This is a genomic window from Ruegeria sp. AN11, from assembly GCF_056536005.1.
The window spans coordinates 810,526-837,493 of the sequence record NZ_JBQFJD010000002.1; the positions used below are offsets into that span (position 1 = coordinate 810,526).

Sequence of the window (26,968 nt, forward strand, 5' to 3'; positions counted from 1 at the left end):
CGAAACGCTGGTGCACTTGCAGCCCGCCTAACTATGGCGGGCTAGATGCTTTCGAAGGCGAAATTCAGGCTTTAGAAGAAAATGAATTCATCCACGTGGAATGGATGAAACGCCTGAGCTTTGCCTGTGCTGATGCCATTCGCTTTGGCCTGGTGAGGGGCGGCTTCCTGCGCCCTTGCCGCCCGGATACGTGCCCGCTCAAGCTCTGCCCAAAGAAAAAACAGGCCCTCACGTTTCCCTACCAGGGATTCCGGCACCAAACGCCGCGATTTTTTGACTTTCTGCTCGATTTTTGCCTCCGGGCTTTGCACCCCTTTTGCACATTTCTAACAATGCGGCAAAATTTGGGCAACGAAATTCCCGGAGGACGTCGAGTTATGCGCTGATATATGCCCGGAAAGCCTACTTTCCGTTCATATCCCGCCACCCACATTACGTTTTGACAGTGTATGAACCGAGGTTAGTTTGCCCTGTTCACCATGTTCGTCACGCTTGTTGCCGCGAAGAGCAAGGCAGCCACACAAACGATTGTTGGCCCGGCAGGCGTATCGAATTCCAAGGCAGCGCGTAGCCCCCCAATAACCGATAAGGTGCCGATCACGGCAGCTATCACCGCCATGCTTTCAGGCGTACGGGCCAGAGGCCGGGCTGCTGCCGAAGGGATGATCAGCATTGCGCCGATAAGCAACACGCCAACAACCTTGATGGCAACTGCAACCGTGACAGCCAGCGCCAGCGTGAGAAACAACTGCTCTCGTCTTGGGTCAATACCGCTTGCATAAGCCAGATCGGTGTTGAGGGTCGCCGTCAGCAATGCCGACCAGCGCCACGAAATCAACAGAACAACCAGCGCCGCACCGCCCCAGATCACAGCCAGATCACCGCGTGATACGGCCAAAATATCGCCAAACAGATAGGCCATCAGGTCTATTCGCACCCCTGACAGAAACGAAACTGCGACCAGACCGAAGGCAAGTGCGGAATGGGCCAGTACCCCCAACAAGGTGTCCATCGTGTATCCGCGCCCGGACAGGAACGTCACAGTCAGCGCCAGTAGAAGCGCAACGGCAGTCGCGCCTGCAAAGATCGACACCTGAAAAGAAAGGGACAAGGCAACCCCCAGAATTGCGGCATGGGCGGTTGCATCGCCGAAATAGGCCATGCGCCGCCAGACCACAAAAGAACCCAAAGGTGCCGCTGCGCACGCTACACCAACCCCGGCCAGCGTGGCGCGCGTCAAAAAATCATCCAGCATTACTCGGCAGCCTCCTTCGAAGCGTGATCATGACCATGGTCGTGGTCATGGCGATACAGTGCCAGTGCACCACCTGTCCCCGAACCGAACAGGGCCCGGTATTCCGGCGCGGTTGCCACCGTTGCAGGCGTACCTTCGCAACAGACGTGGCCGTTCAGGCATATGACACGGTCCGAGGCGCTCATGACCACGTGTAGATCGTGGCTGATCATCAGTACGGCGCATCCGGTCTCGGCACGGGTGGCTTCGATCTGTTGATAAAACGCTGCAGAACCCGGTTGATCGAGCCCCTGAGTCGCCTCGTCCAGCAACAGCAACTCGGGCTGGTTCAGCAAAGCCCGCGCCAGCAGGACGCGCTGGAACTGCCCACCGGACAGTTGTGACATTTGCTGCCCCGAAAGATCGGGAACGCCCGCACGTTTCAGCGCTTGTCTGCAGGCCGATCGATTAACGGCGCCCGGAAGACGCATGAACCGTTCCACCGTGATCGGAAGCGTAGGGTCGATATGCAGCCGCTGCGGGACATAACCCAGCCTCAGCCCGGGTTTCAGCCGTACACGGCCAGTCGAAGCACGCGTCGCCCCGATCAGGGACCGCAGCAGGCTTGTCTTTCCCGATCCGTTTGGCCCGACTATCGTGACGATCTCACCCGGATTTATCGACAGGTTCACATCGCGCAGCACGGTTTTTGCGCCATAGCGGATGCTGAGGCCTTCAATGGTTGCGAGACTCATGAATTTTCTTTCCCAACGCAGGTCGGGCACAGGCCTTCTACTTCGATGATGGTACGTTCAATCCGGAATCCGGATGTCTTGGCAGCTTCTCCCAATGCCCCTTTTTCGGGGGTGGATTGTGCCTCGGCGACTATTTCGCAGTTTCGGCAGATCATGAAGGCAGGGGCGTGCGCTTCGCCGGGATGGGCGCAGGCAACGAACGCGTTCAGTCGTTCGATTTTGTGAACGAATCCATGCTCAACCAGAAAATCCAGCGCACGATACGCGACCGGTGGTTGAGATCCGAAACCCGCCTCGCGCAGCCTTTCAAGGATCGCATAGGCGCCAAGCGCCTTGTGGTCTTCCAGCAGCACTTGCAACACCTTGCGTCGAACGGGTGTAAAGCGAAGGTTCTCTTTCTCGCAACGCGCATCTGCCGACGCGATAGCGTCGGTAACGCAGGCGGAATGGTCATGCTGTTCGAACCCGACGCTGACGGCTTCCTCGCGGTTCTGCAAGTCACTTGTCATGTTATTACATATCGTATAGTTGAGCGATTAATGTTATACAATCACATAGGGAACCCCATGTCCAGAAAGCTTCTTTCCCTGTCCATCAGCGCAACCTTGTTTGGAAGTGTGGCGTGGGCTGATACACCGAATGTCGCAGTTGATATCGCGCCCGTGCATTCACTGGTCGCGCGGGTAATGGATGGTGTCGGCAGTCCGGTTCTGATTGTTCAACCCGGAGCTTCGCCGCACGAATACTCCCTGCGCCCTTCGGACGCCGCTGCACTGCAAGACGCGGACTTGGTGTTTTGGGTCGGAGAAGACCTGACACCCTGGTTGGAAGGGGCAATCGAAACGCTTTCGGAAAACGCAGATGTGACATCCCTGATGGAGGCTGAGGGCGCGGTCGAACTGGAGCTTCGCGAGAGCGCGTTGTTCGAGGCGCATGACCATGAAGCACATGCCGACTCGGACAATCACGATCACGATGACCACAATGATCATGAAAACCATGATGAACATGATGACGATCATGCCGAAGAAAAAGATCATGACGACCACGATCACGACGAACATGCTGAACACGATCATGGGTCACACGACACTCATGTCTGGTTGTCACCCGAGAACGCGGCAATCTGGCTGAACCTGATCGCCGGGAAGCTCTCAGCCTCTGATCCGGACAATGCAAGTGCCTATTTCTCGAACGCTGCGGCGGCACGGGAAGAAATCGAAGCCCTGAAAACCGAGATCAACGAGATATTGGAACCGGCGCGCGGGAAAGAGTTCATTGTCTTCCATGATGCCTACCAATATTTCGAAGTTGCCTTCGATATTCCGGCCGCCGGGGCAATTTCGCTTTCTGATGCCTCCGATCCCAGCCCGGCACGGATCGCCGAGATTCAGGGCCGTATTCGTGCGGAGGGCATCGACTGTGTCCTTGCCGAACCTCAGTACGACCCCAAACTGGTCCAGACGGTTCTGGACGGGACCGAGGCCAATACCGGCGTCAGCGACCCGATCGGCGCAAATATCGAACCGGGTCCATCGTTTTATCCTCAACTTCTTCGTAATCTTGCAACCACCCTCTCGGATTGCCTTTGACCATTCGGCCTGCATTCCGCTGAAATCGGAGTGCAGGCCGAAACCTCGCAAGGAAACCGTTCGGTTGACCGGCGGATTCATTTGAATCCGCCGAATTTCAGCGCAACGCTTTTCGCGCAGCAACTCCTCGGCTACACTTCTCTCATTGATAACGAGTATTTACCGCTGTCCCGGCATTCATTTGTTTTTTGAGAGGAAAAGTCATGAGCAAACGTCCCACAAAATCGCGGAAGTCAAAGTCTGGCGGAAAGTCCAGCTTGCCAAAAGCGCTTGCTGCGGCCCCGCGGCTTGGTAACCGGGTGCTGAACGCTCACAGGGATATGACTGACCTGCGGGACAGAGCATATAAGCCAACATTGCGACAGCTTCGCCTGACGATGGATCCGCCGCATCCCGATCTAAGCCCCATACGGGATCAGGGACGGGAAGGGGCTTGTACCGGGTTTGCCCTGTCCAGTGCGATCACCCTGATGAACCGGCAGCGCCACGCACGGATCGATCCGTCCGCACAGGTCCCGATGGCCAGTGCACGCATGCTGTACGAGATGGCCAAAATCAACGATGAATGGCCCGGGGAAGACTACGAAGGGTCCAGCATCCGTGCGGCCTTGAAAGGGTTCTACCACAACGGCGTCTGCAGCGACGAAACCGCACCGTACCAGGATGGTGACTCCGGCTGGCATCTGACTGTTGAGCACGCCAAAGAGGCCCGCAACCTTGGACTGGGCGCATATTATCGCATGCGTCCGGAAATTATCGACTACCACGCCGCTTTGAATGAGGTCGGCGTCATCTACGTGTCCGCGCGGATTCACCGGGGATGGCGAAATCCGGCGGATGGCGAAATCGAACCTTCATATTTCAGCGAGGGCGGACACGCCTTCATCATCGTCGGCTATAATGAACGCGGGTTTCTGATCCAGAATTCATGGGGCGAGGACTGGGGCGGCTTCGATGGCCGTCCGGGAATTGCCCTGTGGAAGTATGAAGACTGGTCCGCCACCATTATGGATGCCTGGGTGTTGCGCCTGGCGGTTCCGACGCCGGACGCCTTTGACCTGACAATCAGCAATCCTTCACCTCAATCTCGAACCCTGTTCGGTTCACAGGAAGTCCGCGCGCCCCGGCACGAAGACATCATCGGACACATCATCCATCTCGATGACGGTCAGCTTAGGGAAACCGGGAAATACCCGACACCGATGACGACCATACAGGAGACTGCGGACTTTCTGTCCGACGAAGCCGCAACGGCTGAGCGTGGGTACGAACACCTGTTATTCTATGCGCATGGCGGCCTGAACAACGCCAACGCCTCGGCCAATCGCGTCCGGAAAATGAAGGAAGTGTTCAAGCGCAACGGAATTTACCCCATCCACTTCATGTGGGAGACCGGTTTTTTTGAATCGCTCACCGATGTCGTCTTTTCGTCGCGCAGTAGGGCCGAGGCTCGGGTCGGCGGCCTGTCGGATTTCTTTGATACCGCCCTGGAATCCTTTGCCCGCAAACCGGGAACAGCTGTATGGCGCGACATGAAATGGGACGCCCGGGAAAGCTTTAGGGCCGGGGGCGGCGGGCGTAAAGCTGTCAAGGCACTTCTAAAGGGCAACGCGCAGCGGTCCAAACCCCTTCAGATCCATTTTGTGGGTCACAGCGCGGGCTCGATACTTCTGGCGCATATGCTGGATGCCATGGACAAAATGAACCCGCTCAAAACCCCGGTTGCATCATGTTCCCTGATGGCTCCGGCCTGCACCGTCGATCTGTTCCAGAAAAGCTATCACCCCAGAATACGCAAAGCCGGAGTTGCCAGCGGTGTCGCAAACCTTTGGCAGTATAACCTGATCGATCAGCGCGAACAGGATGACAGTGTCGGGCCCTATCGGAAATCCCTGCTGTATTTCGTGTCCAATGCATTTGAAGACCAAAAGGAAATGCCGATCCTGGGCATGGACAAGTTCGGCAAAAAGGTTCCCGGGAAGAAGGGCTACAAAGTGCACTTTGCCGGGCGTGCATCATCTATGACGGACAGTCACACCCATGGCGGATTCGACAATGATCGCCAGACAATGAACGATATTCTCAAAAATGTGCTTGGGAAAAAACCGTCACCTGCGAACGGGTTCCAGCCCAGCGATCTTGTCGGTTACTGACATGCGCTCTGGTTAGAGCGCAGACATCAGTTCAGTAAGCGACCGAGGACGGAAACTGGGCCAATGCGGTGGCACCTGAACTGTGTTGTTTCACCGGTCCAGGCAGGCATCCGGAGAACCGCTGTTCCCGGACCTTTTCCGGAGTGTTGTTGTACATTGTCCAAAAGGACCGACCCAGGGACGTGATCGACGAAAACCCGGTCGCGGCAGATATTTCTCGCAATGACATGTCCGTATTGCGCAGCAGGCTGTTTGCACGCTCCAGCCTCAGCGCCCTGTAAGTGCATAGCAGCTTGGTTCCTGTTTTGCTCAGAAACCTTCGCTGAAGCTGCCGGGTCGACGTGCCCAGTACGGTCGAGATATCAGGGATTTTCAGCGGCTCTTCAATGTGGGTCAGCATAGTGTCCACGGCCTGCCTGACCAGTGGGTCTGCGCCCGACCGTTGTATAAGCCGGATGGCCAGTTGGCTTTGGTATTGTGGTCCCGACTCCGTCAGACCGATATAGTCGCGCAGGGATTCCGCAATGTAGGCCCCGTGATCAAGCGACACGAAATCCGACATCAGCCGCAGTGAGCTGAGCCGGGTCGAAGCACTGTGCATGCGACCTGTCGAAGCAAGATGTGTATCGGTTCCGCATTGCTGCAACCCGTTTTCCTGCGCTGCGGCAACAAAGTTTGAATGGACAGCGGCGTCTGTTTTGTCGGCCCGTCCCATCTGCGCCAGCAGCAGAACGGCGCCGCCAACCAGAATTGTTCTTGGTGCCAGGCTAAACACCTGCGAGGTCCAGTTGCGCTCGCGCGAGGAGAGTTTCCAGTTTTTGTGAATATCGCCCCAGAAAATCGCGGTCCGTCCGGCCCAGTACAAGGGTGTCCCCGCGCTTTCAACGGCGACACGCCGGATGTTTACCTTGTAGGAGTGCCCCTCGATCAGATCGTTCAACGCGTCGTAGAATTCGACGATCATATCGGTGGATGGCAGTGCACCCGTTTCCTTTACGAAAACGTCAACTTCATGGACCTTCAGGGCCTTGAGCGCGGCCGGCTCAGCCAGTTCGCTGCTGGCGTTTTTAGGGATATAGTGCTTCATCTCAATAACAGTGACCTGCTTTCAATTTGTGCACCGGAGTGTGGCTGCGGAGGTGGCTAAATGGTGCCCCCGCCGGATGTTTCCGGCGAGGGGTATTATCTTTCACTCAGCGGCTTCTTCGTATTCTGACATTGGAGGGCATGTGCAGATGAGGTTTCTGTCGCCGTATGCGTTGTCGACGCGGTTGACGGGGGACCAGTATTTGTCGACGCCCATGGAGCCCGGGGGGAAGCAGGCCTGTTCGCGGGTGTAGGGGCGGTCCCAGTCGCCGACCAGATCGCGCACCGTGTGGGGGGCGTTTTTCAGCGGGTTGTTGTCCGCGTCGATCTTGCCGTCGATGATGTCCTGCGCCTCGGCCCGGATGGACAGCATGGCATCGCAGAAGCGGTCCAGCTCGGCCATGGGTTCCGATTCGGTGGGTTCGACCATCAGGGTGCCCGCCACCGGCCAGGACATGGTCGGCGCGTGGAAGCCGCTATCGACCAGACGCTTGGCGATGTCGTCGACGCTGACATGCGCGGCCTCGTCCAGCGGACGGGTGTCGAGGATGCATTCATGCGCCACCCGGCCCGTTTCCGAGGTGTATAGGATCGGATAGGCATCCTTGAGCCGTGCCGCGATGTAGTTGGCGTTCAGGATTGCCACTTTCGTCGCCTGCGTCAGACCCTCACCGCCCATCAGCAGCACATAGGCCCACGATACGGGAAGGATCGAGGGCGAGCCGAAGGGCGCCGCCGAGACCGGGCCCACGGCGGTGCCGTATTCCGGGTGGCCGGGCAGATGCTCTTCCAGATGCGCCTTGACGCCGATCGGGCCCATGCCGGGGCCGCCGCCGCCATGCGGGATGCAGAAGGTCTTGTGCAGGTTCAGGTGGCTGACGTCGCCGCCGATCTTGCCCGGCTGGGCCAGACCGACCATGGCGTTCATGTTGGCGCCGTCGATATAGACCTGACCGCCGTGGTCATGGGTGATCTGGCAGACCTCCTGCACGGTTTCCTCGAACACGCCATGGGTCGAGGGGTAGGTGATCATGCAGGCGGCCAGATGGTCGCTGTGCTTTTCCGCCTTGGCGCGGAAATCGGCGACATCGATGTTGCCCTTGTCATCCGACTGCACCGGCACCACCTGCCAGCCCACCATCTGCGCCGAGGCCGGGTTGGTGCCATGCGCCGAGGTCGGGATCAGACAGACATTGCGGTGCCCTTCGCCACGGGCGAAGTGATAGTTGCGGATGGTCAGCAGACCCGCGTACTCACCCTGCGCGCCCGAGTTGGGCTGCTGGCTGATCGCGTCATAACCGGTGATCTGGCACAGCTTGTCGTTCAGATCGGCAATCATCTCAAGATAGCCCTGCGCCTGATCTTCCGGGCAGAACGGGTGCAGATTGCCGAACTCGGGCCAGGTGACCGGGATCATCTCGATCGTGGCGTTCAGCTTCATGGTGCAGGACCCCAGCGGGATCATCGCCCGGTCCAGTGCCAGGTCGCGGTCGGCCAGACGGCGCATGTAGCGGGTGATCTCGGCCTCGGCCCGGTTCTTGTGGAAGATCGGGTGGGTCAGGTACGCGCTTTCGCGCAGCGCATGTTCCGGCAGGCGGTAATGCTTGTTCGAGCTGTCATCCTTGCGGTCGATGCCGAAGGCACCCCAGACCGCCTCGATGGTCTCGGGGCGGGTCTGTTCATCAAGGCTGATGCCGACCTTGGTCTCGCCCACCTTGCGCAGGTTGACGCCCCGGGCCACGGCGGCCTCCATGACCGTCTTCTGCAGATGGCCGACCTCGACCGTGATGGTGTCGAAGAACACCTCGGGTTCCACGGCAAAGCCTGCCGCCTCCAGACCGTCGGCCAGGCGCGAGGTCTTGCGGTGCACCGATTGCGCGATGGCCTTGATGCCGTCGGGGCCGTGATAGACCGCATACATCGAGGCAATGACGGCCAGCAGCGCCTGCGCGGTGCAGACGTTCGAGTTCGCCTTCTCGCGGCGGATATGCTGCTCGCGGGTCTGCAGCGCCAAGCGATAGGCCTTGTTGCCACGGCTGTCGATGCTGACGCCGATGATCCGCCCCGGCATCGACCGTTTCAGCTTGTCGGTGGTCGCCATGTAGGCCGCGTGCGGGCCGCCATAGCCCATCGGCACGCCAAAGCGCTGGGTCGAGCCGATGGCAATGTCCGCGCCCATCTCGCCCGGTGACTTCAGCAGTGCCAGCGACAGGATATCGGCCGCTACGATGGCGATCGCCTTATGTTCATGCAGCGCCGCGATCTCGGCAGAGAAGTCGCGCACATGGCCATAGGTGCCCGGATACTGGAAGATGGCGCCAAACACCGCACCAGCATCCAGCGTATCCGGATCGGCCACCTGCACGTCGATGCCCAGAGGCTCGGCGCGTGTTTTAATGACCGCGATGGTCTGCGGGTGGCAGTTCTTGTCCACGAAGAAGGCCGCGTTGTTGGCCTTGGACCGGCCGCCGCGCTTGGCCATCGCCATGGCTTCGGCCGCCGCGGTGGCTTCGTCCAGCAGCGAGGCGTTGGCCACGTCCAGCCCGGTCAGGTCGCTGACCATGGTCTGGAAGTTCAGAAGCGCCTCAAGACGGCCCTGGCTGATCTCGGGCTGATAGGGCGTATAGGCGGTGTACCAGGCCGGGTTTTCCAGGATGTTGCGCAGGATCGGCGCCGGCGTGGTGGTGCCGTAATAGCCCTGACCGATCAGCGAGGTCAGAACCTTGTTCTTGCGCGCCACCTCTTTCATGTGGAACAGCGCATCGCGCTCGGTCATCGCCGGACCCCAGTCCAGCGGCTCTGTCTGCCGGATCGCCGGCGGGACGGTGGCGTCGATCAGCTCGTCCAGCGTCTTGAAGCCGATCACCTTCAGCATGTCGCGCATCTCGGTGGGCGACGGGCCGATGTGGCGGCGATTGGCGAAGTCATAGGCTTCGTAATCGGTCAGTTTGAAGGCCATTGCAGCGCTCCTCATGAAATGTCTCACCCAGCCGCTCTGGCAGGAGCCTCCGGCGTGGGGTAAGGGCCGTCCTGGAACCTGTCCGGGGACAGTTTCAGGCCCAAACGGGCGGAGCCCAAATCAGCGGCTCCGGGTGAAAGAAGGGGGCGGATCCCGTCGGAACCCGCCGTTTGCTCAGCCGATCAGGGCCTTGTAGCCGTCCAGATCCATCAGATCCTCCAGCTGCGACGCATCCGCGATCTTGATCTTGTAGATCCACGCCTCGCCCTCGGGGTCGTCGTTCAGCGAACCGGGATTGTCCGCCAGCGCCTCGTTCACCTCGACAATCTCGCCATCCACCGGCGCATAAAGCTCGGACGCCGCCTTGACCGACTCGATCACGCCGATCTCGCCGCCCTTCTCAAACTCGTCACCCGCTTCCTGCTGCTCGACAAAAACAACATCGCCAAGCTGCTCAGCCGCATGAACCGTAATCCCCAGCGTCGCAACTTCTCCTTCAACTCGCAGCCACTCGTGCTCTTCAGAATAATACGTCGACATTCCTGTTCTCTCCTGACTTCAACGCTTGTAGTTTTGTTTGACGAAAGGCGTGGCCACGATCTCGGCCGGTTGCGCCTTGCCCCGAATGATCAGGTTCACCTTCTCGCCCGGCTCGCCGTGGCCTGCGGACACATAGCCCATCGCGACCGGACCGCCGATGGTCGGACCAAAGCCACCCGAAGTGATCTGCCCGATGGTATTTCCTTCGGCACATTGGATCTCGACGCCCTGACGCGCGGGGGCACGACCGGAAGGCAGAATGCCGACCAGTTTGCGCGCGGCGCCCTCTGCTAGTTCCCGTTGAACACGCTCAGCGCCAGGGAAACCGCCTTCTTCCTTGCGGCGCTTTTGAATGGCCCAGGCCAGCGACGCCTCGATCGGCGAGGTGGTCTGATCGATGTCGTTCCCATAGAGGCACAGACCGGCTTCGAGCCGCAGACTGTCGCGCGCGCCCAGACCGGCCGCTTCGCAGTCTTCGTGGGCCAGAAACGCCTTGCTGATCTCGATGGCCTTGTCCTCGGGGATCGAGATTTCGTAACCGTCCTCGCCGGTATAGCCCAGACGCGAGATACGGCATTCGACGCCGTTGATCGGGGCCATTGTGGTTTCCATGAACTTCAAATCGCGCGCCGCAGGGCAAAGCGCGCCCACCACATCCTCGGCCTTCGGTCCCTGAACAGCGACCAGAGCACGGTCGAAAATCTCGGTGACTTCGACCCCTTCCAGATGCTCTTTCATGTGCGGGATGTCCTGATGGCGCAGGGCTGCGTTGACCACGACAAAGAAATAGTCACCCGCGTTGGACACGATCAGGTCGTCCATGATCCCGCCTTCCGCGTTGGTGAAAAACCCGTAACGTGCCTTGCCGGGCTTCAGAGTGGCATAGGCCTGAGGGCAGATGGCTTCCAGCTTCTCGCCCACGTTCTCGCCACGCAGGATCACCTGACCCATGTGGCTGACGTCGAACAGCGCGGCTTTTTCCCGGCACTGAAAATGTTCACCCATGATACCCAGCGGATACTGAACGGGCATCTCCCATCCGGCAAAATCCACCATCTTTCCGCCCAGTTCGACATGCAGGTCGTATAGCGGCGTACGTTTCGGTTCGGTCATCTTCTCAACCTTTCAATCAGCGGGACTGGTCGCGAACGACCATAACGGTGCAATGCGCATTGCGCACGACACGTGCCAGGTTCGGACCGATTTCATAATTCGGGAAATCGCCTTTGGTCGACGCCATGACGATCAGGTCGAAGCCTTCCTTGTGGGCAAGCTTCAGAATTTCGCGGTAGACGCTGCCTTCCTCGACATGCACGGGCACGTCAGAGGCATTGCCGTGATCCAGAATGGCCTGAACCTTGCCCCGCACGTGGTCTTTTGCGCCTGCGCCATAGTTGGCGGGCAGGTTCGGCAGCTGGATGATCTCGGGGATGACAGCGATCGCGTGCAGCTCGGCACCGTAGAATTTCGCCTGTTCCAACGCGACCGGCAAAGCCAGCTTCCACGAGTGGTCGTCGGTGTGATCAATTGGCAGCAGGATTTTCGTGGCCATCACGTCTCTCCTCGAGATATGGAATTCTGTTTCGAAGGTGGAGGGCCGGGACGGCCCCCCGTTTTTTCTGTTCGAATTACTCGGCAGGAGTGTTGCCGGGTTCTTCCGATTGGCCGCCCGAGGCGAAGAACTCTTTCGTCAGTTTGAAGACGATCGGGCTCAGCAGGACCAGGGCTATCAGGTTCGGAAGCGCCATCATCGCGTTCAGCGTATCCGCCAGCAGCCAGATGAAGCCCAGATCCGCGGTTGCACCGAAGTAGATCATGACAATCCAAAGGATGCGGTAGGGCAGCAGGGATTTGACGCCCAGCAGGAACTCGACGCATTTCTCGCCGTAGAAGGACCAGCCGAGGATGGTGGTGAAGGCAAAGATCGACAGAGCGATGGCGATCAGATACCCACCGATACCAGGCAGGGACAGTTCGAACGCCGCCGAGGTCAGTGCCGCGCCGGATTCACCCGATGTCCATGCACCCGACGAGATGATCGCCAGACCGGTGATCGAGCAAACGATGATGGTGTCGATGAACGTACCCAACATCGCGATCAGGCCCTGGTTGACCGGACCTTTGGTCTCGGCCGCTGCGTGTGCGATCGGAGCTGAACCCAAACCGGCTTCGTTCGAGAAGACACCGCGCGCCACGCCAAACCGGATTGCGGCCCAGACTGCTGCACCGGCGAAACCACCTTCGGCGGCCGACGGAGTAAACGCGTGGGTGAAGACCAGCGACAGGGCGTGACCGATGCTGCCGATGTTAATCAGCAGAACCAGCAGTCCCGCGATGATGTAGGCAATTGCCATGAACGGAACCAGTTTGCCGGCAACCGCACCAATGCGGGTAATACCACCCAGGATCACGGCTGCTGTCAGAACCATCAGGACGACGCCAGTGACCGAAGTGTTCAGGCCGAAATTTGATTCCAGAACCTGCGCCACACCGTTGGCCTGCACACCGTTGCCGATTCCGAAAGCGGCCACCGCGCCGAACAGGGCGAAAGCAACACCCAGCCAGGCCCATTTCGCGCCCAAACCGTTCTTGATGTAGTACATCGGACCGCCGACAAAGTTGCCCAACTCGTCCTGCTCGCGGTATTTCACGGCGCAGACAGCTTCGGCGTATTTGGTGGCCATGCCCACCAGGGCGGTCATCCACATCCAGAACAAGGCGCCCGGACCGCCCAGGAAGACAGCAGTGGCCACACCGGCGATGTTACCCGTGCCGATTGTTGCCGACAGCGAGGTCATCAGCGCGTTGAACGGGCTGATCTGCCCTTCGCCCTGACCCTCACGGCCTTTGAACAGCAGGCTGAAGCCTGTGCCAATTCGCAGGATCGGCATGAACTTCAGGCCGACCTGTAGGAAGAAACCAGCGCCGAGGATGAGGACCAGCATTGGTACCCCCCACACGATGCTATTTATTTCCCCTACAAAGTTAGATAACGCTTCCATGGTTTCCCTCCCATTTGCGTCAGGTTTATGCCCCGTTGGCGACGGCCCGCTGGCGGGCCTGCTTAAGAGCAGCGAAATCTTCGTCCGCGTGGAACGACGACCGGGTCAGCGGTGTTGCCGACACGTGCAGAAAGCCCTTGGAACGGGCAATTTGTTCTAGCTTTTCAAACTCTTCCGGTGACCAAAACCGGTCAATCGGATGGTGTTTCGGGGTCGGTTGCAGATATTGTCCGACGGTTAGGAAATCGACATTGGCAGCGCGCAGATCGTCCATCACCTGGCGCACATCATTAATTGTTTCGCCCAACCCTACCATAAGTCCCGATTTTGTGAAGATTTCCGGTTCGGCCCGTTTGGCATCGTCCAGAAGCCGCAAAGAGGCATAATAACGGGCACCCGGCCGCACCGTCGGGTACAAATGCGGCACGGTTTCCAGATTATGGTTAAACACATCCGGCGCCGCTTCGAAGACGACATCCGGGGCTTTGCCCTTGCCCAGAAAATCAGGCGTCAGAACCTCGATTGTCGTCCCGGGGTTCTGATGACGCACGGCGCGGATCGTTTGCGCGATATGCTCGGCCCCACCGTCTTCCAGATCGTCGCGATCCACGGAAGTGATCACCACATGGCGCAAACCCAGCTTTTTGACCGCCGCCGCGACCCGGCCCGGTTCGAACGCATCCAGAGCGTCAGGACGGCCCGTCGCCACGTTACAGAAGGAACAGCCGCGGGTGCAGACCTCGCCCATGATCATCATGGTTGCGTGGCGTTTGGACCAGCACTCTCCGATGTTGGGGCAGGCGGCTTCTTCGCAAACGGTCGCCAGATCGTGCTCGCGCATCAGGCGGCGGGTTTCGTAATACTCGGATCCTTCGATCTTTTTCTTACGTATCCACTTCGGTTTGCGCGGTATGACACTGTCGGCCTTTTTGGCCTTTTCCGGGTGGCGTGGGCGAAGCTGGATGGTCATCTGGCTGCTCCGGTTCAGGCGTGGATTGCGCGGCCCATGGCGTCAAGGCAGGCTTCCTTGACAGCCTCGCCCATCGCCGGGTGCGCGTGGCAGGTTGCGGCGACCTCGGCGACGGTTGCGCCTTTGGTCATGGCCAGCACCAGTTCGGCGATCAGGTCACCGCCATGCGCCCCGCAGATATGGCCCCCCAGTATCTTGCCACCCGCGTCGGCCAGAACCTTGACCGCGCCGTCTGTTTCTCCGGTCGATCGGGCACGGGAATTGGCCATGAAGGCAAATTTTCCGACCGTATACTCCGATCCGGTCTCTTTCAGCGCTTCTTCGGTCAGACCAACGGACGCAACCTCGGGGTCGGTGTAAACCACGCCGGGTACCGTGTTGTAATCCACATGCCCGGCCAACCCGGCCAGCATCTCGACGCAGGCAACACCGTCTTCCTCTGCCTTGTGCGCCAGCATCGGACCGGGCACGCAGTCACCTATGGCGTAGATGCCGGGCACCGATGTCTGGAATGTGCTGTCGACTTCGACAAAGCCGCGCTGATTCACGGCAACACCCAGTTCTTCCAGCCCGAGACCCCGGGTAACGGGACGGCGACCGACTGCGATCAGAACCTTGTCGGCTTCCATCACCTCTTCCTTGTCCTTGCCGACGCGGTCCATGGTTAGGGTCAGGCCTGAAGCGGTTTTTTCAACCGACTTCAGGGCGCGGCCCAGTTGGAACTTCAGCCCGCGCTTGGACAAGGCCCGCTGCGCCAGCTTGGCGATCTCGCCGTCAATGCCCGGCAGCACGCGGTCCAGATATTCGACAACAGTGACCTTGGCGCCCAGGCGCGCCCAGACCTGCCCCAGTTCCAGACCGATTACACCCGCACCGATTACGACCAGATGCTCGGGTACGCTCTCCAGCGCGATCGCGCCGGTCGAACTCAGGATATCCTGCTCATCAATTTCGATACACGGCGGCGAGGTCGGCTCGGACCCGGTGGCGATCAGGATGTTTTTGGCTTTATGAACCGCGTCGCCGACCTTGACCTGACCTGCGGCAGGGATGCTGGCCCAGCCTTCGATCAGATCGACACCATTCTTCTTGAACAGAAACGCGATGCCCTTGGTCAGATCACCTACGATCTTGTCCTTGCGCTCCATCATCGCGCCAACGTCGATGCTGGCCCCCTCGACTGCAATGCCGTGGGAGGAGAGATGGGAGAGTTCGGCATATTTGGCCGAGGAGGTCAGCAAGGCTTTGGAGGGAATGCACCCCACATTCAGACAGGTTCCGCCCAGTGCCCCGCGTCCTTCCACGCAGGCCACTTTCAGCCCCAGCTGAGCTGCGCGGATCGCGGCGACATAGCCGCCGGGTCCGCCACCGATAACGATAAGATCGTAGGTATTCATGGGCTTGCTCTCAGTAGATCGGGTAGCTCGCGCACAGGGCGCGGACTTGTTCGCGGGTTGCCTTCTCGACGGTTTCATCCCCATCCGGCGACTGTGCAAGCGCATCCAGAACGTCGCCGATCAGGTGGCCGATCTTCTTGAACTCTTCGGGACCGAAGCCACGGCTGCATCCGGCGGCGGTGCCCAGACGGACTCCGCTTGTGACCGTCGGCTTTTCCGGGTCTCCGGGCACGCTGTTCTTGTTGCAGGTGAACCCGGCGCGCTCCAGCGCCGCCTCGGCCGCGTTACCCTTCACCCCGATGGGTCGAAGATCGACCAGCATCAGGTGGTTGTCCGTGCCACCCGAAACGATGTCACAGCCGCGCGACATCATCACATTGGACAATGCCTCGGCGCTGTCGACGACGCGTTGCATGTATTCCTTGAATTCCGGCTTCTGAGCTTCGCCAAACGCGACTGCTTTGCCTGCGATGACGTGCATCAGCGGGCCACCCTGAAGGCCTGGGAACACAGCGGAATTGATCTTCTTCGCCAGCGCTTCATCATTGGTCAAGATGATGCCGCCGCGCGGACCGCGCAGCGTTTTATGGGTTGTCGACGTCACGACATGCGCGTGTCCGACAGGCGAAGGGTGCAGACCTGTCGCGACCAGACCCGCGATATGGGCCATGTCGGCCAGCAGCCACGCCCCGACTTCGTCGGCGATTTCGCGGAACCGGGCAAAGTCGATCTTGCGCGAATAGGCCGACGCGCCCGCGATGATCAGTTTGGGTTTCTCTGCGCGTGCCAGTTCGGCGACTTGATCGTAGTCGATCACACCCGCGTCGGTCAGACCGTACTGAACCGGACGGAACCATTTGCCCGACTGCGCAGGTTTCGCGCCATGAGTCAGGTGGCCACCAGCATCCAGCGACATGCCCAGGATCGTGTCGCCCGGGCTCAGCAACGCCAGTTTGACGGCACCGTTGGCCTGTGCGCCGGAATGCGGCTGCACATTGGCAAACTCGCAGCCGAAAATCGACTTCAGCCGTTCGATGGCTTCAATCTCGACCTCATCCACATATTCGCATCCGCCATAGTAGCGACGACCGGGATAGCCTTCGGCATATTTGTTGGTCAGCACTGAACCCTGCGCTTCGATTACGGCCTGCGAGACAATGTTCTCGGACGCGATAAGCTCAATTTGTTCAGCCTGACGGGAAGCTTCACGCGAAATCGACGCCGCAATAACCGGGTCGGATGCTGCAAGAGACGTTCTGAACATGATTTCCTCCTCCGAAATCCGAATCCTTAACAGGGGATTTTGTTTCCTATAGTGGAAAACAAATGATCTAGGCAACATTTTTTTCCGATTTGTTATGTTGAGGGCTAATCGGGAACTATGTATCCTTGCTGAAAGTGGGGGGATTCAATATGTCAGACGATTTACAGCCTGATGGGGCGGGACTTCAGGACCAGGACGATGGAGCCGCTCTGGGTCGCTCGATCCGGGATGCACGCCGTGAGAAGGGCTGGACGCTGGAAGAGGCTGGCAGGGCCGCCGGCATTGGTCGCTCGACGCTTTCAAAGATTGAAAACAACCAGACCCGACCCAGTTTCGATATTGTCCGCCGGTTGACTCAGGCGCTGGATATGAACCCGCCGCAGCTGTTCCGGCAATCCGGTCAGACGGGGGTCGCCGGGCGGCGTGACTTCACCCCAAAAGGGACGGGCGAGATCAGGCATACCGCCACCTACATGCACGAGTTGCTGTGCCCGGAACTGACCAGCAAGCGCATGCTACCCTATGTAGCGACAATCAAGGCGCGTGACATATCCGAATTCGACAACTGGATCCGGCATTCCGGGGAAGAGTTCATGTATGTCCTGAAGGGCGAGTTGATCTTTGTTTCGGAGCATTATCGCCCGCTGCCGATGAAGGCGGGGGACTCGCTTTATTATGACAGCAGCATGGGCCATGGATGCGTATCCACCAGCGAGGAAGACGCGCAGGTTCTGTGGGTGTCACTGGAATAGTCCCGCTTTAGACCAGAGCGGTTGAAAACCATGGGAAACGGCTAAGCAGAACCAGGATTGCTGCAACAGCCAGCAAGAAGGGCCAGAGCGATCGCAAAATGCGACCCGGTGAGGCCCCGCTCATGGAAGATGCGATGTAAAGCCCGACACCCACCGGTGGCGTCAGCAGGCCCAGAACTAGGTTCAGGCACATGACGACGCCGAACTGATAGGGGCTGATGTCGTAGTCGTTCATTGCGATGGGCAGCAGGATGGGGGTGATCAGAATGACGGCCGCGATGCCATCGATCAACATTCCGACCCCCAGCAAGATCAGGTTGACGATCAGCAGGAACAGGAATGGATCATCTGTAATGGAGGTGATCAGGACCGCCAGCTTCTGCGGCAGTGCCTCATAGATGATTACCCAGCCAAAAACACTTGCGGCAGAAATCATGAAGATGATCATAGACGCGTTGATTGCCGTGCGCCGGAACATCTGGGGCAGCGCCTTGGGCTTAAGCTCTCCGTAGATCAGCCAGCCAATCAGGAACGCGATCAGGGACGCGATAGCGGCGGATTCCGTGGGCGTGGCAATACCGAACAGAACCCCCCCGATAATGGCCATGGGGATCAATACCGCCGGTAAACAGGCAAGCAGGGCCGAAATCGATTCCTGCCGCGTAAACCAGGCGCCTTTGGGAAATCCCTGCGCGAAACCGATCAGGGCGATCACCACGGCAAACGAGATCGACAGCAACAGTCCGGGCAGGATGCCGGCAAGAAACATGTCACCGATGGGGATCTGCGCCAGAACGCCAAAGATCACGAACATCATGGATGGTGGAATGACCGGTGCCAGCAATCCCCCAGCGGCTGTGGTGGCAGCGGCAAAGCCCTTGTCATAGCCTTCCCGCTCCATCTCAGGCGTCATGGCCCGCGCCATGACGGCAATCTGCGCCGTGGCCGATCCGATGATGGCGGCCATGAACATGTTGGCCAGCAGGTTGATATAGGCCAGCCCGCCGCGAAAGCCGCCGACAAAGACCCGGGCGGCATCGATAAGCCGTCGGGTCATGCCACCTTCGTTCATCATCTCGCCGGTCAGCATGAAAAGAGGAATGGCCAGAAGCCCATAGTTCTCGAGGCCCGAGAACATCTTCTGGGCAAAGCTGTCATACAAAACGGTGTTGCCGCTTTCCCAAATGTACCAGATTGCGGTCAGCGACAGGACCAGCGCAACGGGAACCGCGATCAGCAGCTTGAAGGCAAAAATCAGAGGCGTCATGCGTTGCCCTCGGGTTGAGGGACACGGGGGCCGGTCAGATTTGAAATGCTGTGCAGCGTTGCCCCCAGCGCAAACAGCCACATGACCATCCAGACCAGGTATTTCGGAACGCCCAGCGTTGTTGTCGGTTCCGCGTAGATGAAGTTGAAAGTCGCACCCTGAAACTGCTTGGTGTCGAACCCATGCCGCGCCAGTTCCAGCGGTGAATACCAGCGCCAACAGAACCAGATCATGAACAGGGCAAAGATCAGAACGATTAGGTCAACAAGCCGGGCCGCCAAGTCCCGCAACATAGGGGGCAGGGCATCCGTCAGGATCGTAACGGCCACAGCGTGACCATAGTGCAGCGCCGCGGATGCGCCGAGAAAGGTCATCCAGGCCATGGCATAGATCGCCAGCTCATCCACCCAGAACAAAGCGGACCCCAGGCTCCGTGTCACGACGTTCAGCAGGATAAGAACCGATATGGCGGCGGCCAGAAAAGACGCGAGCCACAGTTCAGCACGCGCCCATGCTGCAGAAATCCGCCGGATCATTGCGCTCACTCCTCAAAACAAGGGGCGCAAATCACCTGCGCCCCAATTGCATGAGTACCGTATTAGTTGGCGGTTTCCGCAGCAACCTGTCGCAATTGATCCAGCGCACCTGATTTCCCGGCCCAGGTCTGGTTCCATTGATCAATGGCATCACCAAAGAATGAGCTGTCCACCTGAACATAGGTTTTGCCGGTGCCTTTCACCTGATCCAGCCATTCCTGTTCCTTGGCAACATAGGTGTCGATGGTACTGTCCACGTGACGGGCCATCAGTTCACCGATCATGGTGCGGTCTTCTTCGGACAGACCGGCCCAGACCTTGGCCGACACAAGACCAACCATCGGGAACATCATGTGGTCCGACTGCACGACGGTGTCGGCATGTTCGTAATATTTCAGAACCCAGATCAGTTCTGCGTCCATGTCGATGGCATCGACCTGACCGTTGGCCAGCGCATCGTAAACGGCGGGCAGGGGCATCGGGGTCGGGGCCGCACCAACGGCGTTGTAGAAGTCGAGAATAGGCTCGAACGGAGTGATCCGCAGTTTGAGACCGGCTAGGTCCTCTGCCGAGTTCACGTCGCCCCGGGCAACGATCTGGCGCAGGCCGGCCATGCCGTACCCGGTGCCGACGACACCAACCTCGGCCGGAAGCTGATCCAGCATACTGCGTGCGCCATCGCTGCGCAGGATGCGGCCCGCGTGGCCGATATCGCTGGCCAGATACGGGGCATAGAACGCGCCGAAATCCTTGGCGCGATTGGACACTTCGGCCACTGTCATGAACGCCATGTCCAAAGCACCTGTTTGCAACTGCTGCAGCATCTCGGCTTCGTTGCCCAACTGACGCGCCGGAAAAACTGTCACGCTATGCGCGCCACCGCTGGCTTCCGACAAGTCTGCGCCAAAGGCCTCGGCCGCCTTGGTCCAGATATGCGGCGGTGGCGTGATCAGACCCAGGCGAAACTCATCTGCCAGCGCAATCGTTGCGGAAAAAGAAGCCACAACCGCAGCAGTCGCGCCGCAGAGGGCTTTGTGAAGGTAGTTCATTGTATTCTCCCTGTTTTGTTCCGGTTCGGCTCAGAGCTGGACCCAGTCCGCAGGCGGCTTACCCTTTCCGGGATGCAGCGTTCCGCAGTTCGGACAAGTTCGAGCTTCGGTACTGTTATGGAAAGCATCGTAAATCTTTGGCAGTGCGGTGACGATCCCTTCGGGGCCATCAAGCGCAACTTCTTCGCGATGCACAAGGCCTTCGCAGTTAAAGCAAAACCATTCGAACCCTTCTTTCATCCCCGGCTGACGCGGGGCTTCGACCACGATGCCGATCGATCCTTCCTGTGGGCGCTGCGGCGCGTGGCGCACATGAGGCGGCAACAGGAAAACCTCGCCTTCACGCACCGGCACATCGTAGATTTTGCCGCCGTCGGCGATCTTCAGCATCATGTCGCCCTTTTGCTGAAAGAACCATTCTTCAACCGGATCATCGTGAAAATCGACACGTGTATTCGGGCCGCCAACGACCATGACAATCATGTCGCCTTCCTTGTGCAGCAACTGATTGCCAACCGGAGGGCGCAGTTTGTCAGCGTTGTCTTCCACCCATTTCTGGAAATTGAAGGGTTTCAGCGTCGGGTGTTGTCCCATGTGCTTTCTCCTGCCTGACCGGTGCTTGGGGCACAGCAACACTATATCGTGCCGTCAAAAAGCCTAGGACAAGCCGTATGAAAGAAATATTTGTTTCTGGGAATGTCGGTATCCATTAACCTGATATCAGATTGATCAAAGCTGAAGGCCGCAATCCTCGAACGCTGCGCTTGTGGCGGCTTTTTCGGCCTCGGTCAGTTCCAGCATGGGATGGCGCACGCGGCCTCCGACCTGCCCAAGCAATTCCTGCCAGTATTTACCGTGAGCGGTTGGTTTTCCGCCAGGCTTGGTACGCTTAATCGCGGTTCGGACCGGATCAAGACTGTCACGCACGCGCCGGGCCTGGTCGAACTTTCCGGCAAATGCCAATTCAGTGTATTCGTGCATACGCAAGTCGTTCGCCGTCTGGATTTGGTAGGGCGGCGAGGAACACAGGTAAAGCTGCCAGCCCAGCTCCTCGATATTGTCCAGCCAGTCGTCTTCCAGAGACGTGGACACCAGGATCTTGTCACCCACCATCCGCGTCAGTTTTGCATACATGTCCCGGGGGACCGAGTATTTGATGGCCATGATGTTGGGCAGCTCCGCAATACGCGCACAAGTTTCGGGCTGCATCAGATACCCGCTGTCGGGATGGCTCCACATGGCGATGCCGATATCCAGGCGGTCGCAGATATACTTGTAGTAATTGTACAAAACCTCGTCGCGGTCGTGACAAAAGCTGAGCATCGGGGCGTGGACCACCACATAATCCGCACCGCAGTCCTGAGCATGCCGTCCAAGCTCCAGCACGGTGTCCACGTTCTGATCCGAGATCGACATGATCGTCCCGGCCTTGTCCCCGCATTCCTCGGCGGCGATGGTCATGTTGCGTTTGCGTTCGTCCAGCGACATCGACCAGAACTCACCCTGTTTGCCTGCGATGAACAGGCCCTGAATTTGCAGATCGTCGATCCAGTGCCGAATGTTCCGGCGCAATCCGGCCTCGTTCAGGCTGAGGTCTTCGTTGAACGGGTTCAACGCGGCTGCCCAAATCCCCCGCATGGTTTCGCGCGAATAGGCTTTGGCGTCGTGTTTGGCATATTTCATGGGCAGGAAGTCCGAAGGTCAGATGTTAGATCGCTAGCGTGCAAACACTCTGGTTCCGTCAAACGCACAAAGCCAAGCGCATAGGGCGGATCTGGATATTAAATATTTCGATAACAGAGAGCCTGCAGTTTCGGATAGGTTAAGGCTGCATCTGGAGGCTCTATGAAAATCGGCATTATCGGCGAAGGCGCTATCGGGCGTTACGTGGCACAGCACTTGCTTGAAAAAGGCGAAGGGCCTGATGCCATATTGGTTTCACCCGGACGGCGACTTGACGGAAAGGAGGCCGGTCCATCCCGTGTTTCCTGCGTCTCTGACCTGCCCGGCGGGATCGATCTGATGGTCGATTGCGCGGGCCATGCGGGCCTGAAAGCACACGGAGCCGCCATTCTGGAACGGGGCATCGACCTGGTAACACTGTCAGTCGGCGCATTGGCTGACCCTGATCTTGAACAGGCGCTGGCACTGGCGGCGCGTAACGGTCATTCGCATTTGCGCCTTGCCAGCGGGGCAATCGGCGCACTGGATTGTCTGTCCGCCGCAAGGGTAGGGGGGCTGACCGAGGTCATCTATCGCGGCAGCAAGCCCCCGGCGGGATGGCGCGGTTCAGCTGCAGAAGAACAATTGAAGCTGGACGACCTAAAATCAGCGGCAGTACATTTTTGCGGAACTGCCCGGCAAGCAGCCGTGGCCTATCCAAAGAACGCCAACGTGGCAGCGGCCATAGCGTTGGCGGGGCTGGGATTTGACGAGACAAGGGTTGAACTGATCGCCGATCCGGCTGTTAATGCCAATATCCACGAAATCGAGGCGCGCGGCAGTTTTGGCACCTTCACATTCAGGATCGAAGGAAAGGCGCTGCCGGACAACCCGCGCAGTTCGGCTCTGGCTGCCATGAGCGCGATTGCCGCCATCGAAAGACAGCCCGCAGCGATCAGTATATGAGGGGCCTTCATGGTCGCACATCATACCCGTATCGTTGAGCGCGCGCTGACGCGGTTGAAGCTGCGCCAGTTGCGTCTGCTGGTTGCGGTCGGGCAGCACGGCAGCATCCAGAACGCGGCGCGCGATCTGGGCATTTCGCAGCCTGCCGCCACCAAGATGATTCAGGACCTGGAGCTGGATTTCGAGGTCAAGCTTTTCGAGCGGACCAATCGCGGCGTTGTGCCCACGGTGTTTGGTGAAGCACTGATCCGCCATGGCAAGCTGATCTTCGCGCAGGTCTCAAATGCCGCTCAGGAATTGGATGATCTGAACGAAGGCAACAGCGGCCGGGTTGTGGTGGGAACCCTGCTGGCGGCGTCACCAACCTTGCTGCCACGCGCTGTCGAACGGCTGCTGAAAGACCGCCCGAAAGTCGCGGTCAAAATTGTCGAGGGGACAAACGAAGTGCTGATGCCTGCGCTTTTGTCGGGCGAGATCGACATGGTTGTCGGTCGTCTGCCAAGTCATCGCCACCGAGCACGGATCACGCAGGAAAAGTTCTTTGATGAACGGGTATTGGCCGTGACGGGAACGCAGCATCCTTTGGTCGGCAAGCCGAATATCACTTTCGAAGAACTCAGACGCTTTGGCTGGATACTTCCGCCGGTCGAAACCACTCTGCGCCGCCAAACCGACCAGTATTTTGTGCGGCAGGATCAGTACCAGCCGGGTGTTTCAATTGAATCGGTCTCCTATCTTGCCAACAGGTCCCTGTTGCGATCCCACGATTTTGTCGGGCTGATGCCGGCCCATGTCGCCTCGTTGGATATCGACCGTGGCCTGCTGGCCTGCCTGGACTGGGCTGTCCCATTTGGTGCGGGCCCGGTTGGCGTCTCGCACAGAGGGGAAAACAGCCTGTCCCCGGCAAGCAGCACATTTCTGGATGCCCTGCGCGCGGCAGCAGGGGACATCTGAACCATCCCTGCAGATATCACGCAATCGGATATCAGTATTTCTTCAATTCAGTTGAGGTGATGCCAGCGGAAATGAGACCCTGAAGCTGAATTGCAACCTGCGAGGGCGCCATGAGCACTTATCCGGACCTGAAACTTTATATCGGCGGTGAGTGGCGCAAGGCAGCAGACGACATTCCCGTGTTGAACCCTGCGACCGAAGAGGAAATCGGCAGGCTTCCCAAAGCGGGCAGGTCCGATCTGGATGACGCGCTGGCTGCGGCCGAAGCGGGGTTTCGCGTTTGGCGTCGCACGGCCCCACGCGACCGTGCGGACATCATGATCAAGGCTGCGGCGCTGATGCGCGACCGGCAGGAGGAGATTGCCCGCTCAATCACTGCCGAGCATGGAAAGCCGCTGGCACAGGCCCGGCTCGAGGTGATCCGCGGCTGCGAGTTTTTCGAATGGGACGCGGGCGAGGCCATGCGTACTTATGGCCGCGTTATCCCCTCGGCGCCCGGCGTTCGATATGTTGTGCACCACCAACCCATCGGGGTGGTTCTTGGCCTCTCGCCCTGGAATTTCCCGATGAGCCAGCCGGCACGCAAGATTGCAGGCGCGCTGGCATCGGGGTGTTCGATCATCCTGAAAGCGGCTGAAGAAACTCCGGCAGGTGCCATGCATATCGCGCGCGCCTTCCACGACGCCGGCTTGCCACCGGGTGTCCTGAACCTTGTCTTTGGTGAGCCTGCGGATATCTCAAGCCATCTTATCCGGCAGGATCCAGTACGGCTTGTCGCCTTTACCGGGTCAACAGCGGTCGGGCGCCACCTGACGACGCTCGCCTCGGAGAACATGACGCGCGTCCTGATGGAGCTGGGCGGGCATGCACCAGTCATCGTCTGTGAAGATACAGACGTTGAAAAAGCCGCACTTAGCGGAGCGGTCCGCAAATACAGGAATGCAGGGCAGGTCTGCACCTCGCCAACCCGGTTTTTTGTGCACGAAAGCATCTACAAGCCATTCCTGGACACATTCACTAAACGGGCCGCTGCCACTGTCGTAGGGAACGGAGTGGAAGAGGGTATCGAAATGGGGCCGCTGGCAAACGACCGCCGCGTTCCCGCGCTGAGCGAACTTGTGGAAGATGCCCGTGATGCCGGTGCAACGATCTGCACCGGGGGCGGTCGGATCGGAGCCAAAGGCTATTTCTTTGCGCCGACCGTTTTGACGAATGTGCCTGACGACGCCCGCGTGATGCAAGAAGAGCCATTTGGCCCGCTGGCCGTGATCAATCCGGTTGCTTCACTGGACGAAGCCATAGCCAAGGCGAATGCGACACCTTTTGGTCTTGCCGCTTACGGGTTTTCAAACAGGGCCGACTATATTGACCGGATGACCGATGAAGTCGAAGCCGGAAACCTTTCCTTTAATACGCTGGAAGCATCATTGCCGGAAACACCTTTTGGCGGGGTCAAATCCAGTGGATACGGCCGGGAAGGCGGGACGGAGGGTCTGGAAAACTATATGATTGTTAAAAATATCTCGCACAGCACCCAGATCGTTTGATCATGCGCGGGGCAAAATCCGGCCCCGAAATATCGTTCTGACAGTAAATGGCGAAGTAGCTTAAAGCACTGTCATTGTTAAAATTTTTGACAAATTAAAGAATTAGTAGAATGGGTCATATTTTGGCCTCAATCAAACGTCAGTTCACATAGCCACTGGCATTGACGCCGCTCACACTCAATCGCTGCGGCATGCAGTTGCTTTTCCCCCTCGTGGCAACTCAGATCCGACCTCCCACTTGAAAACGGATCTTGCCGTAGCGATTGAAAGCCAGTTTTTTCACATCTGATCTGGTTCGGGTCATGCCTATTGATGCTCTGAAAACTCCTGTTCAAGCCAGGTTTCGAACAGTTGCTTAACAGGCTCGTTTGCGCCTGTTCCGCTTGTCTCAACAAGAAAGTGGGATTGGTTGATTGGGACCGCATCGCCGACAATCGCGATGGCCTGTCCGGACTCGATCGCGGTTTGCGCGAACCTTTCCAGCACCATTGCGTACCCTCCGCCCGCCGCAACGACGCCCATCGCGGCGACGGTTGTATCGACGGAGTAGGGGGACAAGGGTTCAGAATACGCTATGCCCAACGCTTCGAAATACTTCTGCCCCATGTCCTGAAATCCCAGAATCTGCACAAGCGGTTGCTTGCGGAGTTCGGCAACCGGAATGCTTTGCCCCGACGCCGAATCCGCCGCGACAGGTACGATACGCTCGGTCGAGATTTTTCGGGTTCGCGCATCAGGCCAGTCACCAACCCCCACGCGCAACTCGACATCCACGTTTTCGCGACCAGCCGAATCCGCCCAAATGTTCGAGACCAGCCGAATGGATACATCGGGCTGGCTGCGGGTGAATTCCGGCAGCCTGTGTGCCAGCCAGAGCGTCGCTGTCGAGATCGGAGCCCGCACGGTTAGAACCTGCGCGCTTCCGGACCCGAAAAGGCTGGCGGTCGATACCGTAATATCGCTTAGCGCGCGCCGCACGGAATAGGCGTAGGCCTGTCCGACCTCTGTCAGGCTCAGGTTTCTGGCCGCGCGAAAGAAAAGCTTGCACCCCAACTGCGCCTCTAGCGAGCGGACATGCAGACTGAGCGCCGTTTGCGTTATGCCCAGTTCCTTAGCTGCGGCCGTAAAGCTCATATGCCGCGCTGCGCATTCAAACGATCTGAGCCAGACAAGATTTGGGGAATTGGACACGTTCAGCACCAAGGAAAGTTTGTGATTATTGCTCTTTTTATTCGTTTTACTTTTTCGCTTCAACGTCGCTAAATCGGTGCGCAAACGGAATT

At 58.7% G+C, this 26,968-nt stretch carries 24 protein-coding genes; 6 read left to right on the plus strand and 18 right to left on the minus strand.

The genetic code is table 11. The annotated features are described in order from the left end of the window. Positions 1 to 460 precede the first annotated feature (460 nt). The 3 genes from ACR3EQ_RS23550 to ACR3EQ_RS23560 are packed head-to-tail and all read right to left on the minus strand — an operon-like array spanning position 461 to position 2,498. The gene (locus tag ACR3EQ_RS23550; protein WP_170613936.1) at positions 461 to 1,255 is read right to left on the minus strand and encodes a metal ABC transporter permease; all 795 of its coding nucleotides are present in this window, start codon (positions 1,253 to 1,255) and stop codon (positions 461 to 463) included. Beyond that, the gene (locus ACR3EQ_RS23555; protein ID WP_170613937.1) at positions 1,255 to 1,989 is read right to left on the minus strand and encodes a metal ABC transporter ATP-binding protein; all 735 of its coding nucleotides are present in this window, start codon (positions 1,987 to 1,989) and stop codon (positions 1,255 to 1,257) included. The genes ACR3EQ_RS23550 and ACR3EQ_RS23555 overlap by 1 nt, the downstream gene beginning before the upstream one ends. Then, complete coding sequence (locus tag ACR3EQ_RS23560; RefSeq protein ID WP_170613938.1) at positions 1,986 to 2,498, minus strand: transcriptional repressor; 513 nt, start codon at positions 2,496 to 2,498, stop codon at positions 1,986 to 1,988. The genes ACR3EQ_RS23555 and ACR3EQ_RS23560 overlap by 4 nt, the downstream gene beginning before the upstream one ends. Before the next feature lie 57 nt (positions 2,499 to 2,555). Between ACR3EQ_RS23560 and ACR3EQ_RS23565 the strand changes: the two genes are divergently transcribed. After that, complete coding sequence (locus tag ACR3EQ_RS23565; RefSeq protein ID WP_170619777.1) at positions 2,556 to 3,581, plus strand: metal ABC transporter solute-binding protein, Zn/Mn family; 1,026 nt, start codon at positions 2,556 to 2,558, stop codon at positions 3,579 to 3,581. A 203-nt stretch (positions 3,582 to 3,784) separates the two neighbouring features. Next, the gene (locus ACR3EQ_RS23570) at positions 3,785 to 5,734 is read left to right on the plus strand and encodes a C1 family peptidase (protein ID WP_480492319.1); all 1,950 of its coding nucleotides are present in this window, start codon (positions 3,785 to 3,787) and stop codon (positions 5,732 to 5,734) included. 31 nt (positions 5,735 to 5,765) lie between these two features. Here the strand turns inward: ACR3EQ_RS23570 and ACR3EQ_RS23575 are convergent, their stop codons facing one another. The 9 genes from ACR3EQ_RS23575 to glyA all read right to left on the minus strand — a co-directional run bounded on the left by ACR3EQ_RS23575 (position 5,766) and on the right by glyA (position 16,952). Further along, positions 5,766 to 6,821, minus strand: coding sequence for a helix-turn-helix domain-containing protein (locus tag ACR3EQ_RS23575; RefSeq protein WP_170613941.1), 1,056 nt, complete (start codon positions 6,819 to 6,821; stop codon positions 5,766 to 5,768). A 102-nt stretch (positions 6,822 to 6,923) separates the two neighbouring features. Continuing rightward, positions 6,924 to 9,779, minus strand: coding sequence for an aminomethyl-transferring glycine dehydrogenase (gene gcvP, locus ACR3EQ_RS23580; RefSeq protein WP_170613942.1), 2,856 nt, complete (start codon positions 9,777 to 9,779; stop codon positions 6,924 to 6,926). A 174-nt stretch (positions 9,780 to 9,953) separates the two neighbouring features. Further along, entirely contained in the window at positions 9,954 to 10,319 is a 366-nt protein-coding gene (gene gcvH / locus ACR3EQ_RS23585) for a glycine cleavage system protein GcvH (RefSeq protein WP_170613943.1), read from the minus strand. A gap of 18 nt (positions 10,320 to 10,337) precedes the next feature. Further along, entirely contained in the window at positions 10,338 to 11,432 is a 1,095-nt protein-coding gene (gene gcvT / locus ACR3EQ_RS23590) for a glycine cleavage system aminomethyltransferase GcvT (protein ID WP_480492321.1), read from the minus strand. A 16-nt stretch (positions 11,433 to 11,448) separates the two neighbouring features. Then, entirely contained in the window at positions 11,449 to 11,871 is a 423-nt protein-coding gene (locus ACR3EQ_RS23595) for a universal stress protein (RefSeq protein WP_170613945.1), read from the minus strand. Between the two features lie 76 nt (positions 11,872 to 11,947). Continuing rightward, a complete protein-coding gene (locus tag ACR3EQ_RS23600; RefSeq protein WP_170613946.1) occupies positions 11,948 to 13,321 on the minus strand; it encodes an alanine/glycine:cation symporter family protein in 1,374 nt (457 codons plus the stop codon). A 25-nt stretch (positions 13,322 to 13,346) separates the two neighbouring features. Next, positions 13,347 to 14,291 (minus strand): lipoyl synthase, encoded by a 945-nt coding sequence (gene lipA, locus ACR3EQ_RS23605; RefSeq protein ID WP_170613947.1) that lies wholly within the window; start codon positions 14,289 to 14,291, stop codon positions 13,347 to 13,349. A gap of 14 nt (positions 14,292 to 14,305) precedes the next feature. Further along, positions 14,306 to 15,688, minus strand: coding sequence for a dihydrolipoyl dehydrogenase (gene lpdA, locus ACR3EQ_RS23610; protein ID WP_480492322.1), 1,383 nt, complete (start codon positions 15,686 to 15,688; stop codon positions 14,306 to 14,308). Between the two features lie 10 nt (positions 15,689 to 15,698). After that, positions 15,699 to 16,952, minus strand: a complete 1,254-nt coding sequence (gene glyA / locus ACR3EQ_RS23615; RefSeq protein WP_170613949.1) for a serine hydroxymethyltransferase — start codon at positions 16,950 to 16,952, stop codon at positions 15,699 to 15,701. A 149-nt stretch (positions 16,953 to 17,101) separates the two neighbouring features. Here glyA and ACR3EQ_RS23620 point away from each other — a divergent pair, with 149 nt between their 5' ends. Next, positions 17,102 to 17,704, plus strand: coding sequence for an XRE family transcriptional regulator (locus tag ACR3EQ_RS23620; RefSeq protein ID WP_170613950.1), 603 nt, complete (start codon positions 17,102 to 17,104; stop codon positions 17,702 to 17,704). 7 nt (positions 17,705 to 17,711) lie between these two features. Here the strand turns inward: ACR3EQ_RS23620 and ACR3EQ_RS23625 are convergent, their stop codons facing one another. The 5 genes from ACR3EQ_RS23625 to ACR3EQ_RS23645 all read right to left on the minus strand — a co-directional run bounded on the left by ACR3EQ_RS23625 (position 17,712) and on the right by ACR3EQ_RS23645 (position 22,239). Further along, the gene (locus ACR3EQ_RS23625; RefSeq protein ID WP_170613951.1) at positions 17,712 to 18,971 is read right to left on the minus strand and encodes a TRAP transporter large permease; all 1,260 of its coding nucleotides are present in this window, start codon (positions 18,969 to 18,971) and stop codon (positions 17,712 to 17,714) included. After that, a complete protein-coding gene (locus ACR3EQ_RS23630; protein ID WP_170613952.1) occupies positions 18,968 to 19,507 on the minus strand; it encodes a TRAP transporter small permease in 540 nt (179 codons plus the stop codon). Before ACR3EQ_RS23630 ends, ACR3EQ_RS23625 begins: the two co-directional genes overlap by 4 nt. A gap of 62 nt (positions 19,508 to 19,569) precedes the next feature. Continuing rightward, a complete protein-coding gene (locus ACR3EQ_RS23635) occupies positions 19,570 to 20,556 on the minus strand; it encodes a TRAP transporter substrate-binding protein (protein WP_170613953.1) in 987 nt (328 codons plus the stop codon). A gap of 30 nt (positions 20,557 to 20,586) precedes the next feature. Further along, positions 20,587 to 21,150: a 3-hydroxyanthranilate 3,4-dioxygenase gene (locus tag ACR3EQ_RS23640; RefSeq protein WP_170613954.1), complete on the minus strand. Its 564-nt coding sequence runs from the start codon at positions 21,148 to 21,150 to the stop codon at positions 20,587 to 20,589. Positions 21,151 to 21,285: 135 nt separating this feature from the next. Continuing rightward, positions 21,286 to 22,239, minus strand: a complete 954-nt coding sequence (locus ACR3EQ_RS23645) for a dihydrodipicolinate synthase family protein (RefSeq protein ID WP_170619365.1) — start codon at positions 22,237 to 22,239, stop codon at positions 21,286 to 21,288. Between the two features lie 162 nt (positions 22,240 to 22,401). On the opposite strand from ACR3EQ_RS23645, the gene ACR3EQ_RS23650 reads away from it, so the two are divergent. The 3 genes from ACR3EQ_RS23650 to ACR3EQ_RS23660 all read left to right on the plus strand — a co-directional run bounded on the left by ACR3EQ_RS23650 (position 22,402) and on the right by ACR3EQ_RS23660 (position 25,685). Next, positions 22,402 to 23,184: an aspartate dehydrogenase gene (locus tag ACR3EQ_RS23650; RefSeq protein WP_170613956.1), complete on the plus strand. Its 783-nt coding sequence runs from the start codon at positions 22,402 to 22,404 to the stop codon at positions 23,182 to 23,184. A 9-nt stretch (positions 23,185 to 23,193) separates the two neighbouring features. Next, positions 23,194 to 24,138 carry a LysR family transcriptional regulator gene (locus ACR3EQ_RS23655; RefSeq protein ID WP_170613957.1) on the plus strand — a complete coding sequence of 315 codons (945 nt, stop codon included), beginning with the start codon at positions 23,194 to 23,196 and terminating at the stop codon, positions 24,136 to 24,138. Positions 24,139 to 24,248: 110 nt separating this feature from the next. After that, entirely contained in the window at positions 24,249 to 25,685 is a 1,437-nt protein-coding gene (locus ACR3EQ_RS23660; RefSeq protein WP_480492325.1) for an NAD-dependent succinate-semialdehyde dehydrogenase, read from the plus strand. A gap of 306 nt (positions 25,686 to 25,991) precedes the next feature. On the opposite strand, the gene ACR3EQ_RS23665 is transcribed toward ACR3EQ_RS23660, so the two are convergent. Beyond that, the gene (locus ACR3EQ_RS23665; protein WP_480492326.1) at positions 25,992 to 26,885 is read right to left on the minus strand and encodes a LysR substrate-binding domain-containing protein; all 894 of its coding nucleotides are present in this window, start codon (positions 26,883 to 26,885) and stop codon (positions 25,992 to 25,994) included. Positions 26,886 to 26,968 lie beyond the last annotated feature (83 nt).

What these genes read in the sequence shown, in the direction of transcription:
- gcvH (WP_170613943.1), bottom strand. Translation starts at nt 10,319, where the DNA reads ATGTCGACGTATTATTCTGAAGAGCACGAGTGGCTGCGAGTTGAAGGA.
- ACR3EQ_RS23595 (WP_170613945.1), bottom strand. Translation starts at nt 11,871, where the DNA reads ATGGCCACGAAAATCCTGCTGCCAATTGATCACACCGACGACCACTCG.
- ACR3EQ_RS23575 (WP_170613941.1), bottom strand. Translation starts at nt 6,821, where the DNA reads ATGAAGCACTATATCCCTAAAAACGCCAGCAGCGAACTGGCTGAGCCG.
- ACR3EQ_RS23620 (WP_170613950.1), top strand. Translation starts at nt 17,102, where the DNA reads ATGTCAGACGATTTACAGCCTGATGGGGCGGGACTTCAGGACCAGGAC.
- ACR3EQ_RS23550 (WP_170613936.1), bottom strand. Translation starts at nt 1,255, where the DNA reads ATGCTGGATGATTTTTTGACGCGCGCCACGCTGGCCGGGGTTGGTGTA.
- ACR3EQ_RS23625 (WP_170613951.1), bottom strand. Translation starts at nt 18,971, where the DNA reads ATGACGCCTCTGATTTTTGCCTTCAAGCTGCTGATCGCGGTTCCCGTT.
- ACR3EQ_RS23645 (WP_170619365.1), bottom strand. Translation starts at nt 22,239, where the DNA reads ATGAAATATGCCAAACACGACGCCAAAGCCTATTCGCGCGAAACCATG.
- ACR3EQ_RS23660 (WP_480492325.1), top strand. Translation starts at nt 24,249, where the DNA reads ATGAGCACTTATCCGGACCTGAAACTTTATATCGGCGGTGAGTGGCGC.
- lipA (WP_170613947.1), bottom strand. Translation starts at nt 14,291, where the DNA reads ATGACCATCCAGCTTCGCCCACGCCACCCGGAAAAGGCCAAAAAGGCC.
- ACR3EQ_RS23570 (WP_480492319.1), top strand. Translation starts at nt 3,785, where the DNA reads ATGAGCAAACGTCCCACAAAATCGCGGAAGTCAAAGTCTGGCGGAAAG.
- ACR3EQ_RS23555 (WP_170613937.1), bottom strand. Translation starts at nt 1,989, where the DNA reads ATGAGTCTCGCAACCATTGAAGGCCTCAGCATCCGCTATGGCGCAAAA.
- ACR3EQ_RS23650 (WP_170613956.1), top strand. Translation starts at nt 22,402, where the DNA reads ATGAAAATCGGCATTATCGGCGAAGGCGCTATCGGGCGTTACGTGGCA.
- gcvP (WP_170613942.1), bottom strand. Translation starts at nt 9,779, where the DNA reads ATGGCCTTCAAACTGACCGATTACGAAGCCTATGACTTCGCCAATCGC.
- ACR3EQ_RS23600 (WP_170613946.1), bottom strand. Translation starts at nt 13,321, where the DNA reads ATGGAAGCGTTATCTAACTTTGTAGGGGAAATAAATAGCATCGTGTGG.
- ACR3EQ_RS23655 (WP_170613957.1), top strand. Translation starts at nt 23,194, where the DNA reads ATGGTCGCACATCATACCCGTATCGTTGAGCGCGCGCTGACGCGGTTG.
- glyA (WP_170613949.1), bottom strand. Translation starts at nt 16,952, where the DNA reads ATGTTCAGAACGTCTCTTGCAGCATCCGACCCGGTTATTGCGGCGTCG.
- ACR3EQ_RS23635 (WP_170613953.1), bottom strand. Translation starts at nt 20,556, where the DNA reads ATGAACTACCTTCACAAAGCCCTCTGCGGCGCGACTGCTGCGGTTGTG.
- ACR3EQ_RS23560 (WP_170613938.1), bottom strand. Translation starts at nt 2,498, where the DNA reads ATGACAAGTGACTTGCAGAACCGCGAGGAAGCCGTCAGCGTCGGGTTC.
- ACR3EQ_RS23640 (WP_170613954.1), bottom strand. Translation starts at nt 21,150, where the DNA reads ATGGGACAACACCCGACGCTGAAACCCTTCAATTTCCAGAAATGGGTG.
- ACR3EQ_RS23630 (WP_170613952.1), bottom strand. Translation starts at nt 19,507, where the DNA reads ATGATCCGGCGGATTTCTGCAGCATGGGCGCGTGCTGAACTGTGGCTC.
- ACR3EQ_RS23565 (WP_170619777.1), top strand. Translation starts at nt 2,556, where the DNA reads ATGTCCAGAAAGCTTCTTTCCCTGTCCATCAGCGCAACCTTGTTTGGA.
- gcvT (WP_480492321.1), bottom strand. Translation starts at nt 11,432, where the DNA reads ATGACCGAACCGAAACGTACGCCGCTATACGACCTGCATGTCGAACTG.
- lpdA (WP_480492322.1), bottom strand. Translation starts at nt 15,688, where the DNA reads ATGAATACCTACGATCTTATCGTTATCGGTGGCGGACCCGGCGGCTAT.